The sequence below is a fragment of the Rhizobium phaseoli genome, assembly GCF_003985125.1.
Taxonomy (GTDB): Bacteria; Pseudomonadota; Alphaproteobacteria; order Rhizobiales; family Rhizobiaceae; genus Rhizobium; species Rhizobium phaseoli.
In genome coordinates this window covers 19,170-32,843 of sequence record NZ_ML133577.1, presented here as the reverse complement: position 1 = coordinate 32,843, position 13,674 = coordinate 19,170, and the positions used below count along the sequence as shown (strand labels likewise).

The 13,674-nt window shown below is 61.6% G+C and carries 16 protein-coding genes; 8 read left to right on the top strand and 8 right to left on the bottom strand.

The window, feature by feature from the left end:
* Positions 1-8: 8 nt before the first annotated feature.
* Positions 9-182 carry a hypothetical protein gene (locus EFD56_RS32705; RefSeq protein WP_016733396.1) on the bottom strand — a complete coding sequence of 58 codons (174 nt, stop codon included), beginning with the start codon at positions 180-182 and terminating at the stop codon, positions 9-11.
* Positions 183-397: 215 nt separating this feature from the next.
* A complete protein-coding gene (locus EFD56_RS20550) occupies positions 398-1,612 on the bottom strand; it encodes an argininosuccinate synthase (RefSeq protein ID WP_126906097.1) in 1,215 nt (404 codons plus the stop codon).
* Positions 1,613-1,737: 125 nt separating this feature from the next.
* On the opposite strand from EFD56_RS20550, the gene EFD56_RS20545 reads away from it, so the two are divergent.
* Positions 1,738-2,205 carry an Lrp/AsnC family transcriptional regulator gene (locus EFD56_RS20545; protein ID WP_126906096.1) on the top strand — a complete coding sequence of 156 codons (468 nt, stop codon included), beginning with the start codon at positions 1,738-1,740 and terminating at the stop codon, positions 2,203-2,205.
* 351 nt (positions 2,206-2,556) lie between these two features.
* Positions 2,557-2,793, top strand: a complete 237-nt coding sequence (locus tag EFD56_RS20540; RefSeq protein WP_064825386.1) for a hypothetical protein — start codon at positions 2,557-2,559, stop codon at positions 2,791-2,793.
* A 124-nt stretch (positions 2,794-2,917) separates the two neighbouring features.
* Here EFD56_RS20540 and EFD56_RS20535 read toward each other — a convergent pair whose 3' ends face one another.
* Entirely contained in the window at positions 2,918-3,757 is an 840-nt protein-coding gene (locus tag EFD56_RS20535; protein ID WP_126906095.1) for an SDR family oxidoreductase, read from the bottom strand.
* Positions 3,758-3,888: 131 nt separating this feature from the next.
* On the opposite strand from EFD56_RS20535, the gene EFD56_RS20530 reads away from it, so the two are divergent.
* On the top strand, positions 3,889-4,266 hold the full coding sequence (locus EFD56_RS20530; protein ID WP_037114584.1) for a winged helix-turn-helix transcriptional regulator: 378 nt from the start codon (positions 3,889-3,891) through the stop codon (positions 4,264-4,266).
* An 87-nt stretch (positions 4,267-4,353) separates the two neighbouring features.
* Here the strand turns inward: EFD56_RS20530 and EFD56_RS20525 are convergent, their stop codons facing one another.
* From EFD56_RS20525 to EFD56_RS20515, 3 genes are all read right to left on the bottom strand, one after another.
* Positions 4,354-5,352: a DUF808 domain-containing protein gene (locus EFD56_RS20525; protein WP_126906094.1), complete on the bottom strand. Its 999-nt coding sequence runs from the start codon at positions 5,350-5,352 to the stop codon at positions 4,354-4,356.
* 117 nt (positions 5,353-5,469) lie between these two features.
* Positions 5,470-6,282: a hypothetical protein gene (locus tag EFD56_RS20520; protein WP_064825383.1), complete on the bottom strand. Its 813-nt coding sequence runs from the start codon at positions 6,280-6,282 to the stop codon at positions 5,470-5,472.
* 167 nt (positions 6,283-6,449) lie between these two features.
* A complete protein-coding gene (locus tag EFD56_RS20515) occupies positions 6,450-7,103 on the bottom strand; it encodes an O-methyltransferase (protein WP_126906093.1) in 654 nt (217 codons plus the stop codon).
* Between the two features lie 92 nt (positions 7,104-7,195).
* Here EFD56_RS20515 and EFD56_RS20510 point away from each other — a divergent pair, with 92 nt between their 5' ends.
* Positions 7,196-7,870, top strand: a complete 675-nt coding sequence (locus EFD56_RS20510; RefSeq protein ID WP_126906092.1) for a TetR/AcrR family transcriptional regulator — start codon at positions 7,196-7,198, stop codon at positions 7,868-7,870.
* A gap of 104 nt (positions 7,871-7,974) precedes the next feature.
* Complete coding sequence (locus tag EFD56_RS20505; protein WP_037139958.1) at positions 7,975-9,093, top strand: IS110 family RNA-guided transposase; 1,119 nt, start codon at positions 7,975-7,977, stop codon at positions 9,091-9,093.
* Positions 9,094-9,788: 695 nt separating this feature from the next.
* Here EFD56_RS20505 and EFD56_RS20495 read toward each other — a convergent pair.
* Positions 9,789-9,992, bottom strand: coding sequence for a hypothetical protein (locus EFD56_RS20495; protein ID WP_085743652.1), 204 nt, complete (start codon positions 9,990-9,992; stop codon positions 9,789-9,791).
* Positions 9,993-10,251: 259 nt separating this feature from the next.
* Between EFD56_RS20495 and EFD56_RS20490 the strand changes: the two genes are divergently transcribed.
* Together EFD56_RS20490 and EFD56_RS20485 are read left to right on the top strand one after the other, a co-directional pair.
* Positions 10,252-11,697 carry an adenylate/guanylate cyclase domain-containing protein gene (locus EFD56_RS20490; protein ID WP_126906091.1) on the top strand — a complete coding sequence of 482 codons (1,446 nt, stop codon included), beginning with the start codon at positions 10,252-10,254 and terminating at the stop codon, positions 11,695-11,697.
* Positions 11,698-11,926: 229 nt separating this feature from the next.
* Positions 11,927-12,193 carry a hypothetical protein gene (locus tag EFD56_RS20485; RefSeq protein WP_225881608.1) on the top strand — a complete coding sequence of 89 codons (267 nt, stop codon included), beginning with the start codon at positions 11,927-11,929 and terminating at the stop codon, positions 12,191-12,193.
* Positions 12,194-12,247: 54 nt separating this feature from the next.
* Here the strand turns inward: EFD56_RS20485 and EFD56_RS20480 are convergent, their stop codons facing one another.
* Positions 12,248-12,889: a dihydrofolate reductase family protein gene (locus EFD56_RS20480; protein WP_126906090.1), complete on the bottom strand. Its 642-nt coding sequence runs from the start codon at positions 12,887-12,889 to the stop codon at positions 12,248-12,250.
* A gap of 89 nt (positions 12,890-12,978) precedes the next feature.
* Here EFD56_RS20480 and EFD56_RS20475 point away from each other — a divergent pair, with 89 nt between their 5' ends.
* Entirely contained in the window at positions 12,979-13,500 is a 522-nt protein-coding gene (locus tag EFD56_RS20475; protein WP_064818470.1) for a winged helix-turn-helix transcriptional regulator, read from the top strand.
* The last annotated feature ends 174 nt before the right edge of the window (positions 13,501-13,674 follow it).

The following is a 13,674-nucleotide window of genomic DNA, read 5'->3' as shown; positions in this document are numbered from 1 at the left end:
ACCCAGTTCTACCAGGCGGTACGGGCCGTGCCCAGGGCCGTTGTGTGCGAGGATGAAACCTGGGCGACGTGCGCCTTGAGTGATACGACGCAGTTTCCGGGATAGGTGAGCTTGTGCAGCGTCAAATGCTTGAGCAACGCTTCTGCATCGCGCTTCTCGGTCAGCGGAAATGTCACAGTCATGCGAGTCCTCCAAACGACAAACTGAGCATCTGCTAAGAGCTAATGCCGAGTTTCTGTTGCGCCGCAACAAGAAAATTTTAATAATAAAATTAAAATCGATTAATTCTTCCGTGAGATTTTTTTAAAATCGTTTGAAATGCTGCGGCGACGACCGATCGGGTTAATCGGCGGGATGGCAGCGGTCATTCAGACTGGCCGCTGCCAGGTCAGCCGCGTCATCTTCCGTTGCGGGCGGCCCAGTTTTTGAGGCGCAATCCGTTCAGCCTGATGAAGCCGTCGGCGTCGTGGTGGTTATAGGCGCGCCGTCCTTCCTCGAAAGTGACGAGATCGGCGGAATAGAGCGACGACGGCGAGGCCCGCGATATGACCGAGGCGTTTCCCTTGTAGAGCCTGAGCGTGACTTCGCCGCTGACGAAGGTCTGGCTGCGGTCAATGAGGGCCTGCAGCATGTCCCGTTCGGGGGAAAACCAGAAACCGTTATAGATCAACTCGGCGTAGCGGGGCATGAGTTCATCCTTCAGATGCGCGGCGGCGCGATCGAGGGTGAGCGATTCGATGCCGCGATGGGCTGCAAGCAGGATTGTGCCTCCCGGCGTTTCGTAAACGCCCCTCGACTTCATGCCGATGAAGCGGTTTTCCACCAGATCGAGCCGCCCAATACCATGCCGTCCACCGCGCGCGTTGAGTTCAGTGAGCAACGCGGCCGGCGTCATCGGCCTGCCGTCCACGGAAATCGGGTCGCCGCTTTCGAAGCCGATCGCGACAGTCTCGGGCCGATCCGGAGCGTCGACGGGATCGACGGTGCGCTGATAGATGTAATCGGGTGCGATCTCCGCCGGGTCTTCAAGGGCCTTGCCCTCGGTCGAAGTGTGCAGCAGGTTGGCGTCGATCGAGAAGGGGGCGTCGCCGCGCTTGTCCTTCGGCACGGGGATTTGATGCCTCGCGGCATAGTCCAGCAATTGGGCGCGAGAGCGGATATCCCATTGGCGCCAGGGGGCGATGACCTCGAGTGAGGGGTCGAGTGCATTGACGGCGAGTTCGAAGCGGACCTGGTCATTGCCTTTGCCGGTCGAGCCGTGGGCGACGGCATCGGCGCCGACTTTACGGGCGACGGCGACGAGGTGTTTGGCGATCAGCGGCCGGGCGATGGAACTGCCGAGGAGATATTGCCCCTCATAGAGCGCGTTCGCCCGCAGCATCGGAAAGACGAAGTCGCCGATGAACTCCTCCCTGAGATCGACGATGCGAATGTCCTTGATGCCAAGCATCGCAGCCTTCGCCCGCGCAGGCTCGAGCTCCTCGCCCTGGCCGAGATCGGCGGTGAAGGTGACCACCTCGCACCCATAGGTCTCCTGCAGCCATTTGAGGATGATCGAGGTATCCAGCCCGCCGGAATAAGCGAGCACGATTTTTCCTATCTTTCTTGCCATCAGGTCTTCTCCACATTGATGCGTGGAACGATAGGCCAAACCTCACGCAATGAGCTTGCGAAGCATCCCTGAAGTTGCGAAAGTTTGGCATAATATACCATTAATGAATCTCATGGGGCTATAAAATGTCAGTCACCCTGGATGCGATCGATCGGCATATCTTGCGCGTGCTCCAGTGCGACGGACGCATCTCGAATGTCGAGCTGGCAAGGGAGGTGGGGCTGTCGCCTTCACCCTGCCTGCGCCGCGTGCGGCTGCTGGAAGAGGCAGGCATCATCGATCGCTATGTCGCCGTGCTCGACCCCGCGAAGGTCGGCGCGGGGCTGACGGTGTTTGCCCGCGTCTGGTTCAAGACGCAGGACGCCGAGGTGACGCTGCGCTTCGCCGAGGCCGTCCGGCGGTTTCCTGAAGTCATGGAATGCTATCTGACGACGGGCGAATGCGACGCCGTGCTGCGCATCGTCACCGCCGACCTGCACAGCTACTGGCGCTTCCAGGCAGACCATCTGACGCGCATTCCGGGCGTGCTCAGCGTCAAGACCGACGTGCCGATGGAAACGCTGAAGCGGAGCTACGAGCTGCCGCTGCGATAGGTGTCGCTCATTCCTCCAGCCATATGGGCCTCCAACCATATGGGCCTCCAACCATCTCCAACCATGTGGGTGGCCAGCCCCGTTCTTCGAGGCCCCTTCGGGGCGGCTCAGGATGAGGCTGGAGAGAAGCGGGCGCCTGAGACGGCTGGAGAAAAGGCGTGTTTGGCATTGCTAGGTGGGGACCTCTGGATGCGGGTGGGAGAGAAGGGCGTGTCGATACAGAGGCACGCCGATCAGCCCTCATCCTGAGGGCGGAGGCTGAAAGCAGCAGCCTCGAAGGACGAGGGCGGTGGCCGGTTGCAGGATCGTCGCCGCATCACCACGTGTCAAGGAAGAGGCTATGGAGCAGCCATGGACAGCCAAGAGCAGAAGGCAAGCAATGGGGGATTCTTTCGTTATTTTGAGACGCCGCTTGACATTCTCTTGGAGGCAGATTGCGACATCACTTTTCTGCTGGCGATAGCAGTCTTCGCAGTCCTAGTTATCCTCTACGCATGCCGCGCCCTGTACCGCCTGGGACATTGGATCTGGAGCGTTTGCCGATCCGGCCACGTCAAGAAAGCTGTTTCCAGGTCGGCTGATGCGTGATCGAGGAGCGCCGCTGCTGCTCGAGATCGGCAGCAAGGCCGCGCAAGCAGGTGCGCGGCCGATCGGTTATCCTTGGTGCCGCGGGCAGACGGCGGAGAACCGCCGTCTGCATGCATCGTTCTGATTACGCCTTCAGCGCGGCTGCATAATCGGCCGCATAAGTCTGCAGTGAACGCGGGGCCTTGCCGGTCAACGTCTCGACATCGCCGGCGACGACGGCGGTCCAGCCCTGGCGGACGGGATAGAAGATCGAGGCGAGGAAGCTTGCGTAATCGGCCGATACGCTGGCGCCGGTCAGCATGTCGATGAAGGCTTCGTCGGAGACAGCGTTATAGGAGACAGGCTTGCCGATCGCTTCGGAGAGGATGGCGGCGGCTTGCGTATAAGAGAGCGCTTCCGGCCCCGTCAGGTTAAAGGCCTTGCCGTCGAAGGAGGAGGAGGTAAGCGCCGCCACGCCGCTTGCCGCGACGTCGCGGGCATCGATGAAGCTCGACTTGCCTTCGGCGGCGGGAAGGGCAATCTGGCCGTGGTCGATACCGGGTTTCCAGAAAGTGTGGAAGTTGTCGGAAAACCAGTTCGGACGCAGGATGACATAGGGCGTGCCGGATTTTTCCAGGGCGATCTCGACCTGGCGATAGGGGATGGCATCATCGGCATCCACTCCGAACGCACTCTGGAGCACGACCTTGACCTTGCGGGCCGCGGCCGCCTCGATGACCGGCAGCAGCATGCCTTTGGAGTCGGCATAGCCGGAGGCAAGCAGCACATAGGCGCGATCGACGCCATCGAAGGCCGGCCCGAAGGTCTCCGGCTTGGCATAGTCGAAGACGACCCCCTCGGCGTTTGCCACGGGTTTGCCGGCGCGGGAGGCGGCCTTGACGGCCTCGCCCTTTGCCAAGAGCCCATCCACTACATGACGGCCGACGGTGCCGTTCGCGCCGATAACTAGAATCTTGCTGCTCATGTCATTCTCCATGGTTTCTATTGGAAACTATCTCTCCGTGGGATAGATACAGGGAAAATGGGATTGGAAAAGAGAGCACTTTTTTCTCACCTGGTTTCTCCGAGGAAACCAGAGCGGCAAGGCGGGAGCGGATGACGATGCCAGAGCAGGCTTATAATGTTTACGAGGATCGTTGTCCGACGAGGCTGGTACTCGACCGGCTGGCGGACAAATGGGCGCTTTTGATCCTCGACCGGCTGCGGGGCGGGCCCTTGCGCTTCAACCACATCCGCCGGGAAATCAAGGGCATCTCGCAGAAGGTTCTGTCGCAAACGTTGAGAAAGCAGGAGCGCGACGGCTTGATCACACGCGCCATCTTCCCGACCGTGCCGGTGACCGTCGAATATGCGCTGACGCCGCTCGGGCGCACCCTGACGGAGACCATTTCGGCGCTCACCCATTGGGCGGAGAAGAACATGGACGCGATCCTCGCGGCGCAGCGTGCTTATGACGAAAGAGATGCTGGTTGACGGGCGGGGGCCTTGCCAATGCATTAGTCGGCCCGCAGTGCCCGTATCTCTGCCGTGGTCAGGATGGCGTAGCGCCGCTGCCACCTCTCATGCGGTCCTGATCCGGCGCAGGCGTGTTGCGCACCACTGCCATGCGGGTGCAACGACGTAGCCGACAGCCGGGATCGCTGCGAGCCCGATCAAAATGCCGACGAGGCCTGAGCCGGCCGCCTGGACCAGCCAGGAAAGCACACCGCCGACAGCCGGCAATGCATGGGCGGCGCCTTCACCGGCATCGTGGAGGAGGTGGCTCAGCCAGCCGAAGCCGAAGGTTTCGGCGCCGTGCACGATGATGCCACCGCCGACCCAGATCATCGCCGCCGTCCCGATCAAACCGAGCACCTTGAGAAGATAAGGCATGCCCTGCACGAGGCCGCGCCCGAGCATGCGCAGGAATGCGCCGGCTTGAGACGGGGAGGAGCGCTGGGCAAGCCAGAGGCCGAAATCATCCGCCTTCACGATCAGCGCGACGACGCCGTAAACGGCAGCCGTGATCAGTGTTCCGACCAGGGCGAGAACCAGCGCCTGCACCGCCAGCCCCGACTCGGACAGCGAGCCCAGCGTGATCGCCATGATCTCGGCCGACAGAATGAAATCGGTCCTGACGGCGCTCGCGACCTTTTCGTCCTCGAAGGTTTTGGGATCGACGCTGATCGTCTCGAGCTCCGCCTCGTGGGCATGGGCAGCATGCGGCACGACGAGCTCGTAGATCTTTTCGGCGCCTTCGTAACAGAGGTAGAGCCCGCCGAGCATGAGCAGCGGCGTCACAGCCTGCGGCAGGAGAAGGCTGAGGGCGAGTGCTGCCGGCAGCAGGAACAGAAGTTTGTTCTTGAGGGAGCCGACGGCGATTTTCCCGATGATCGGCAGTTCGCGCGCTGCCGACAGGCCGGTCACATAACGCGGCGTGACGGCAGCGTCGTCGATTACGACGCCGGCGGCTTTGGCGCCGGCTCTGCCCGCCTGAGCGACCACATCGTCCAGGGAAGCAGCGGCCGCCTTTGCCAGCGCGGCAACATCATCAAGCAGGGCAATCAGGCCGACACTCACAAGCAAACCTCTCGTTTAAGGATATGGACAGCGAAAATAGTCAATCGGGCGGCAGCTGGAAAGGGGCGCTGCCACGGATGGTTGCGGCGCCCGATGCGAGCTGACGTTCGACTGCGTTCACTCGACCTGGATATGAAGATGGTCGTCGTGGCGAGCAGCCCGGCAGCCCTGAAAGCGGACATGGGCATCGGTGATGCCGAGCGCGTTCTTCAGATGCGGTTCGATGAAGATCTTCTGCAGACCGAAGCGCGCGACTCCTTCCGTCGTCAGCCAGGCTACCGCCGCCGCGGTGCGCTGCTCCTCGATCCGGTAGGCCGGGAACAACGGCTGCAGCGCGTCGAAATTCCAGCGGGTGGTGAGCCAGTCGTGGCGACCCGCACAGGGCAGTTCATCACCCGGGCCAGGTTCCTCGAAAGCGAAATAACCAATCGGTGAGCGGGTGGCGCCGTTCAGGAAGGCGCCGCCGGCATCCTTGTAATAGTAAGCGAAATCAAGCTTCTTGCCGTCGGTATGCGAGAGATGCGGCAGCAGCGGGAAACCGTTGACGAAGGGGAAGTTGGCATCCAGCGCGACAGTGACGGTGCCGGGGAATTGCGCGTCCATATGGGCGGCGAGCGCCTCTGCAAGATCGCGAAGCTTGGGCGTGACGTAGTTACGGTTCAGCGCGCAGTAGATCGCCGAGCGGACCATGAGCCTGTCTTCGGCGCTTGACAGGCAGGAGAGTGGAACGCGGCCGAATGCCGGTGCCGCAAACTGTGTGGCGACGGTCGCGGCGGCGTAGCAGAAAAGGAAGAGCACGAACTTGGCGGGAAATCGCCTGAGGCCGCATATGCGCGCGGCGGCGAGAGCGATGAGATAGGCGACGCCGCCGATCTGGGTGAGCAGCGTCAGGATGAGAGCGGCGAGGGCGTGGAGGATGAAGCGGAGCACCGGGCGGCCTTGCGGAAGGGAGGTTGCATTGCCTTAGGTGAGGGAATGGGGATGTGCAAGATGGGTGGTGAGTGTGAGGGCAGTGGGTTGCTCGATATTTGCCGTTCGCTTTGTGTAGCAACGCCAAGGCAGACTTCGCTGTGGAGCGCCCACTCAGGCTCCCGATATCAAATCCGCATCGACAGCTCGATATCGTCGGCGAATGGCGTCGAGAGGTAACCGGCGGCGAGGGTGCGGACGCGGGCGAGATAGCCCGGGCTGACATCGGCGTTGTCGGCGACGATGAGGGCGCCCGGTCTCAGGCGGTCTTCCACCAATTCCAGGATATCGCGATAGAGCGCTTTGGCGCCATCGAGGAAGAGCAGGTCGATCGTTTCGGGCATGTCGACACTCAGCGTTTGCAGGGCGTCGCCCTCCCTCATGTCGACGAGGTCGATCAGGCCACCGACCGTCAGGTTTTGACGCGCCCGCCTGAGCTTCGAGGGCTCGAACTCGCTGGTGATCAGCCGGCCGCCGCCATTGTCACGCAGGGCTGCGGCGAGATGAAGGGTCGAGATGCCGAAAGAGGTGCCGAACTCGACGATGGTGCGGGCGCGGATGCTGCGGGCCAGCATATAGAGCAGGGCGCCGGCTTCACGCGAGACGGGAAGCCAGAGGTCCTTCAGGCGGCCGTAGAGATCGAGATATTCCGTCTTGCTCTCAATAAGGCGCATGCGCTCCTCGCCTGTGAGCCCTGACATGGCAGGGCTCGTTGCCGCGGCGGCTTCCGCAAACAGGCCATCGAGCAGGGGCGCCAATGGCGCGGTCGTCAGTGTGGTCATGGGTGATTCTCCTTGGATTTGGGAGGGTGTTGCCTCGGGTGAAAAATACGAATAATTCGTCGCGTCTGGTAATCGCATTGCAGGACGCCGCCATGACCGACCGGCCAAGTGCCCGGATTTCCTCACGAAAGCAGCCGAAGCAGGCCCGCTCGACGGAGCTGGTGGCGGCTATTCTCGATGCCGCTGCTCAGGTTTTGGCACGGGAGGGTGCGCATCGCTTCACCACGGCGCGGGTAGCGGAAAGGGCCGGTGTCAGCATCGGATCGCTTTACCAATACTTCCCCAACAAGGCGGCAATCCTCTTCCGGCTGCAGAGCGATGAGTGGCGGCAGACAACCGATATGCTCTCCGGCATCCTCACCGAAGCGCAAAGGCCGCCGCTCGACCGGCTGCGCAGCCTGGTTCACGCCTTTCTCCGCTCCGAGTGCGAGGAGGCGGCGATGCGGGTGGCGCTCCACGACGCCGCACCGCTCTATCGCGATGCGCCGGAGGCGCAGGCGGCGAGAGCGTCGGCGGACCGCATCATCGAATTGTTCATGCAGGAGGCGTTGCCTGGCGTCCCGGAGGCAACCCGGGCGCTTGCCGGCGACCTGATCGTCACAACGCTCGCCACGGTGGGGAAGCAGTTCTCGGAGGCTCCCCGAAGTCTCGACGAGATCGGAACTTATGCTGAGGCCATGGCCGACATGATTTGCGGTTATCTCGAAGGGCTTCGATCTCGGAGCCGGGACGTGCGCGATCTCGTCGCTGTCGACACCGGCAATTAGACCGTATGTTCGTGTGGAGAAAGTGGCCCTCCCCCGCGGTAAGCTGAGTCGGGGGTTGCTCTGGATCGGCCGGAGCCTTGCCCCATGCTTAGCGAGGGCGAACCATGGCAGACGATAGCGTAATTTTCATCGGCTTGGATACATCGAAGTTGAAGATTTCGGTGGCCATTGCCGACGGATCCCGCAATGGCGAGGTGCGGTTTTTTGGCGACATCTCCTCGGAGCCGTCTTGCGTGGCATCGATGGTCAACAAGCTTTCCAAGCGGGGAGCCAAGCTTCACTTTTGCTATGAGGCTGGTCCCACGGGTTACGGCCTTTACCGCCAGATTGTCGAACTGGGGCATGAATGCACGGTGGTGGCGCCTTCTCTGGTTCCCAAGCGTGCAGGCGACCGGGTGAAGACCAACCGTCGGGATGCCGTAAGTCTGGCGCGCCTGCACCGTGCAGGCGAACTGACCGCGGTCTGGGTTCCGGATGAAGGCCATGAGGCGATCCGCGACCTGGTGCGCGCCCGCGAGGCGGCCAGCGATGCGCTGACGCAAGCGCGTCAGCAACTTCAATCTTTCCTGTTGCGCCATGGCCGGATCTATAGCGGCCGCAAACCATGGACGCGAGCCCATACAAGATGGCTGGCGAGCCAGGCCTTTGATCATCCCGCCCACCACATCCTGTTGGCGGAATATCGCCAGGCCATCGAGGATGCCGGCGTGCGTCTGGACAGGCTGACCAAATTGGTGATGGAGACTGCGGCATCCTGGTCGATGGCTCCGGTTGTGGCTGCCTACCAAGCGATGCGCGGCGTTGCATTCATGACAGCGGTCACTTTTGTCGTCGAAATCGGTGATGTCAGGCGCTTCGACAATCCCCGCCAGTTGATGGCCTATCTCGGTCTGGTGCCGTCGGAAAGCTCGACGGGAGAAAGGGTCAAGCGCGGTGGGATCACCAAGGCAGGCAACACAAGAGCCAGAAGAGTGCTCATAGAAGGTGCTTGGACATATCGCTTCCCGGCACGTGTCAGCCCAACGATCCAGGCACGGCTGGAGGGATTGCCAAGGACGGTTCGAGAGATTGCTTGGAAAGGTCAGGTGAGACTTTGTGCTCGCTATCGAAAGCTGGTGACGGCGGGCAAGCCCAAGGTCGTCGCGGTGACCGCCATTGCTCGGGAAATGGCAGCGTTCCTTTGGGCGATCGGACAGGAGGTTGCTCCCACAGCGCAAGCATGATGCCGAGGGTCCGTTAAAGAACAACGCCTGACCGAAAATTGAACTCATCTGTGTTGGACAAAGATGGAGGCAGAGCTCCGGTGGGGAACCCTCGCAGGCTCTATGTGGCGGGTAAATCCATGCCCGACCTTAGACCGAGGCAGCCCCAGACGAACATACGGAAATGCGGTATCCAACCCGCGCATGAGAGTATGCCAGCCGTCGTCTAAATGCTCTGCCTCCTCCTTTGTTCAACCATTCGCGTGTGTGCTTTCGTCGTCAAAGTCGGAAAGGAAAAATCATGACCAAAGAACTTGAAAACGAACATAAGAGAGCCTTTCCTGGTTAGATTGAAGCATTCTGCCCGAGCAGGTTTTCGTCAGGGCAGAGGCAATTGGCGACGGGCATACCCCCAGGTACGTCCGAGCCGATCGCCTCTGATCCGGAAAGATGCCCGGCCCACCGGCCGCACCGCTTCGCCAATGGCGAAGCGATCAGTGCGTCCGGCGCTTCCTAAGTCTTGCAGATTTGCCTGGCAAATCTGCGGGAGGGTTGGCTGAAACGGGCCGGCTGATCGACCGGCCGGCTTGGCCGTAGAACTGGGCTACGACACGCGCCGGCCGGTCGACCATCCGACTCCGTTTGAGCCAACAGAATGCTTCAATCTAACCAGGAAAGGCTCTAAGGACGCCCGAGCGCACCGATGAGATACGGATCTACTGGTGGTCCAGCTGCTTCGACAGTTCGGCAAAAAGCTTGTCGCAGCTGGTGTTCATCTGGACCAGATCGACCGCGACCGTAATGGCGCGGCGTCCCTCGACGCTGTCGATGTCGAGCTTCTTCTCTCCGCACCATTGCCGAACGGCATCAATGACGATGGTTATTTCTTGGTCGTCGAGTGAGATGAACGATAGGAGCATCGTCGTACCCTCCATAAAGCGGCAAGAGCACTTATGATCTCCCAAGCGGTCGCGCCGATAATGCGATGGGCCGATGACGCTCACTCTACGCTCATTCCGCGGCAATGCTAGCGCTGTTTTGGCACGGTCGGCAGGCTCGGCGAGCCTTGCTGCCGGCGCGTCTGAGGCTGCCGGAGGCGGACGCAAGAGCCTTTTTTTGTTATAATTGCAGGTGCCGCCGTGGATCCCACGGCCTGGCCAATCGAGGCGCAGCTGTGCAATGAGCCATGTTCAGGAACGACTCCTCGACAATAAGATGACCGAGATGGAGCTTGCCCGGTCCTGGAGCCCGCGCGTCATCTCCAAATTCGAAAGCCTGATCCGCAGCGGCGACGATTTCTCGCTTTATCGCGTCAACCCGCTGGCTTTCGCGCGCGATTACGCGATCTCCGAGGCGGAAAGCATCGATCTTTTCCTCCATGCGACGCGCAGCGGCCTGTTCGAGATGAGCTGGGATGTCGTGTGTCCCCAGTCCGGCATGGTGCTCGACAGTTTTGGCGCCTTGCGAACGCTCAAGACCTATTATGTCTGCGGGCTCTGCGACGTCTCCGGAGAAACCGACCTCGACGATTTCATCGAGGTGACCTTCACGGTGTCGCCGCAGCTGCGGCGGCTGTCGTTTCATGATCCCGGCTTGCTTTCGGTCGAGGACTTTCACTGGAAGGCGCGGTTTCTGAGCGATGCGCGGCTGCCCGGCCAGCATGCCCGCTTCCTCGACGTGCTCAAGGGGATGGTGCGCGGCCTCACCTACCTGGCGCCGGGGTCGGTCACGACGGTGAGGGCCGAGCTCGGCCCCGGGGCGCTCGCCGGCATCAATGTGCAGACCCAGGCGAGCTTCGCGCTGCCGGTGGCGGGCGAGCCCGTGACGGCGCCGACGCGCCTGCGTGTCCGGTATGACGGGCAGCGGTTCTGCGCTTCGCTGCCCGCGGTGCAGCCCGGCCCTGTCATCGTCGAAATCGAGAACTCGGCGGCCATGCGCGGCTCGCTGTTGCTGATCAATTGGCCGCCCGAGATCCTGGCACAGACCGCCAAACCGGTTCTCGACTTCGATCCCTATATGTCGGGCGGAATGCTGTTGGCACGCCAGACCTTCCGGCGCCTGTTCCGCTCCGAGCGCGTCGACGAGCGGGAGGGGCTCGGCATCCGCCAGGTGACGCTTCTGTTCACCGATCTCAAGGGCTCGACCGCCATGTACGAACGGCTCGGCGATCTCAATGCCTATGCGCTGGTGCGCGAGCATTTCGCCTTGCTCGAAGCCACAGTGCAGGCGCATGCGGGCGCAATCGTCAAGACGATCGGCGATGCCGTGATGGCTGCCTTCTCTCGCCCGGCCGATGCGGTTTCAGCGGCGCTGCACATGCTTGGGGAAATCGAGCGGTTCAACAGCGAACATGGCGATCCCAGCATCATCCTGAAGATTGGCGCCCATTGCGGCCCGTCCATCGCCGTCACCTTGAACGACAACCTCGATTATTTCGGACAGACGGTCAATGTCGCCGCCCGGGTGCAGTCGCTGGCCGACGCCGGCGAGATCTGTATTTCCGAAGCGCTGTTTTCGGCACCTGGTGTCGCGCAGTTGCTTTCCGGCCACAGGCTGACCGCCTTCGAGGCCCCGCTTCGCGGCGTCGAGGGGACGGCATGCGTGTACCGGGTGACGCCGGGCTAAAGGCGCTGCGTCGCCACGAACAAAAAAGTCCGCCGCTGATGTAACCAACCAGGTTCGGTCTGCGTAGACTCTGGCGGGGGATGCAGGCCGCGCGGTGTGACCCGTTCGCGGCGGGCGCTTCCAGTCGTCGTTTCGTGCATGTCTTCATCCCAAACCGCTACACGCTCATGGGCGACATGCATTTCATGATCTTGCAACGGGCAATGATGCCCACAAGGAGGAGAAGACAATGTTGAAATGCACAGTTGCCGTCATCGCTTTCGCATTGGCATCGGCCATGCCTGCCTTCGCACAGGATACGATGATGAAATGCGACGATGCATCGATGATGAAGATGCAGTCCGACATGGACGCCATGACCGATCCGGCCATGAAGGAAAAGAAGGAAATGGCATCCAAGGAGATGAAGATGGCGAAGGATTCCATGAAGGCCAAGAAGATGGACGACTGCAAGATGCACATGGAGAACGCCATGAAAAGCATGGGCAAGATGTGACGCCCATGACGCAGGAGCAGGCGGCCCTCTGGGCCGCCTTGCCTGATGCCGGCGCTATTTTGCCAGCACGATATGGGTGGCGTGTTCGCTGGCGACATGCTCGGTGACACGGAAGCCGAGCGCGGGCAGATCGATGCCCGCAAATATCGCTTCGCCCTTGCCGAGCACGACGGGTGCGACGGCGAAATGCAGTTCGTCGACGAGGCCCGCCTGCAGGTACTGGCGCACGGTGGCGACGCCGCCGCCAATCTTGACGTCCTTGTCGCCGGCGGCAGCCTTCGCCTTGTCGAGCGCTTCCTCGATGCCTGAGGTGACGAAGTGGAATGTCGTGCCGCCTTCCATGACGATCGGCTCGCGCGGATAGTGGGTCAGGATGTAGGTCGGCGCGTGGTAAGGCGGGTTCGGACCCCACCAGCCTTTCCAGGCGTCATCGGGCCACTCGCCGCGGATCGGGCCGAACATATTGCGGCCAAGGATGAAGGCGCCGAAACCGGCCATGGCGCGGGCGGCGTAATCCTGGTCGAGGCCTTCGGAGCCGTCATCCTTGCCCGTCATGGCGCGGAAGGTGCGGGTGTGGAAGAACCATTGGAACATTTCCGGCCCCCGTTTTCCCAGGGGATCGTTGAGGCTCTGCTCGGGGCCGGCGCCGAAACCGTCGATGGAAACGGAAAACCCTGCAACGCGTACCTTGGGCATGCTCTCCTCCGTGTGATTGCAAATTGAAACTAGTTGGCTTCTCGCATGAGTGATCCTATAATGCAACTGGTTTTTACAGGAGATGCTTCGTGGATATTGAATTGCGGTCCGGCTGCCCGATCAACCTGACGATGGAGGTGTTGGGTGACCGGTGGAGCCTGATCATCGTTCGCGATATCATGTTTGGCAACCGCCGGCACTTCCGCGATCTGCTCAACAATTCGGAGGAGGGCATCGCCTCCAACATTTTGGCGGCGCGGCTGAAGCGGCTGCTCTCGCTCGGCTTCATCAGCAAACGGGACGATCCGAGCCACAGCCAGAAGGCAATCTACAGCCTGACGGAGCCGGCAATCCAGCTCGTGCCCGTTCTCGCCATGATCGGCGCCTGGGGACGACGTCACCTGCCGGTGAGCGAGGATCTGAGCATTCGCGCCGAGCTGCTGGAGGAGGGCGGCCAGCCGCTCTGGGACGAATTCATGGAGGATCTCCGGCAGATCCACATCGTCGATCCGGTCGGCGGGGCGAATGGGACGGTCACCTCGCCGGTGCTGGCGAGGCTGACGGCGGCGTTTCTGGAGGTGCGCGAGAGAATGGCGGCGGGGGCAGCGTAAGCCAAGGGCGATATTGGATGGTGTGCCGTGCAGCCCCCTCATCCGACCCTTCGGGCCACCTTCTCCCCGCTGGGGAGAAGAGGCAGCAAGGCCTGGGCACTGTGCCCAAACGATGCGTCTGTTCAAGGCACTCTATTTGATAGGATCGCTGGCCAAGCGGCATTCTCCCCTTCT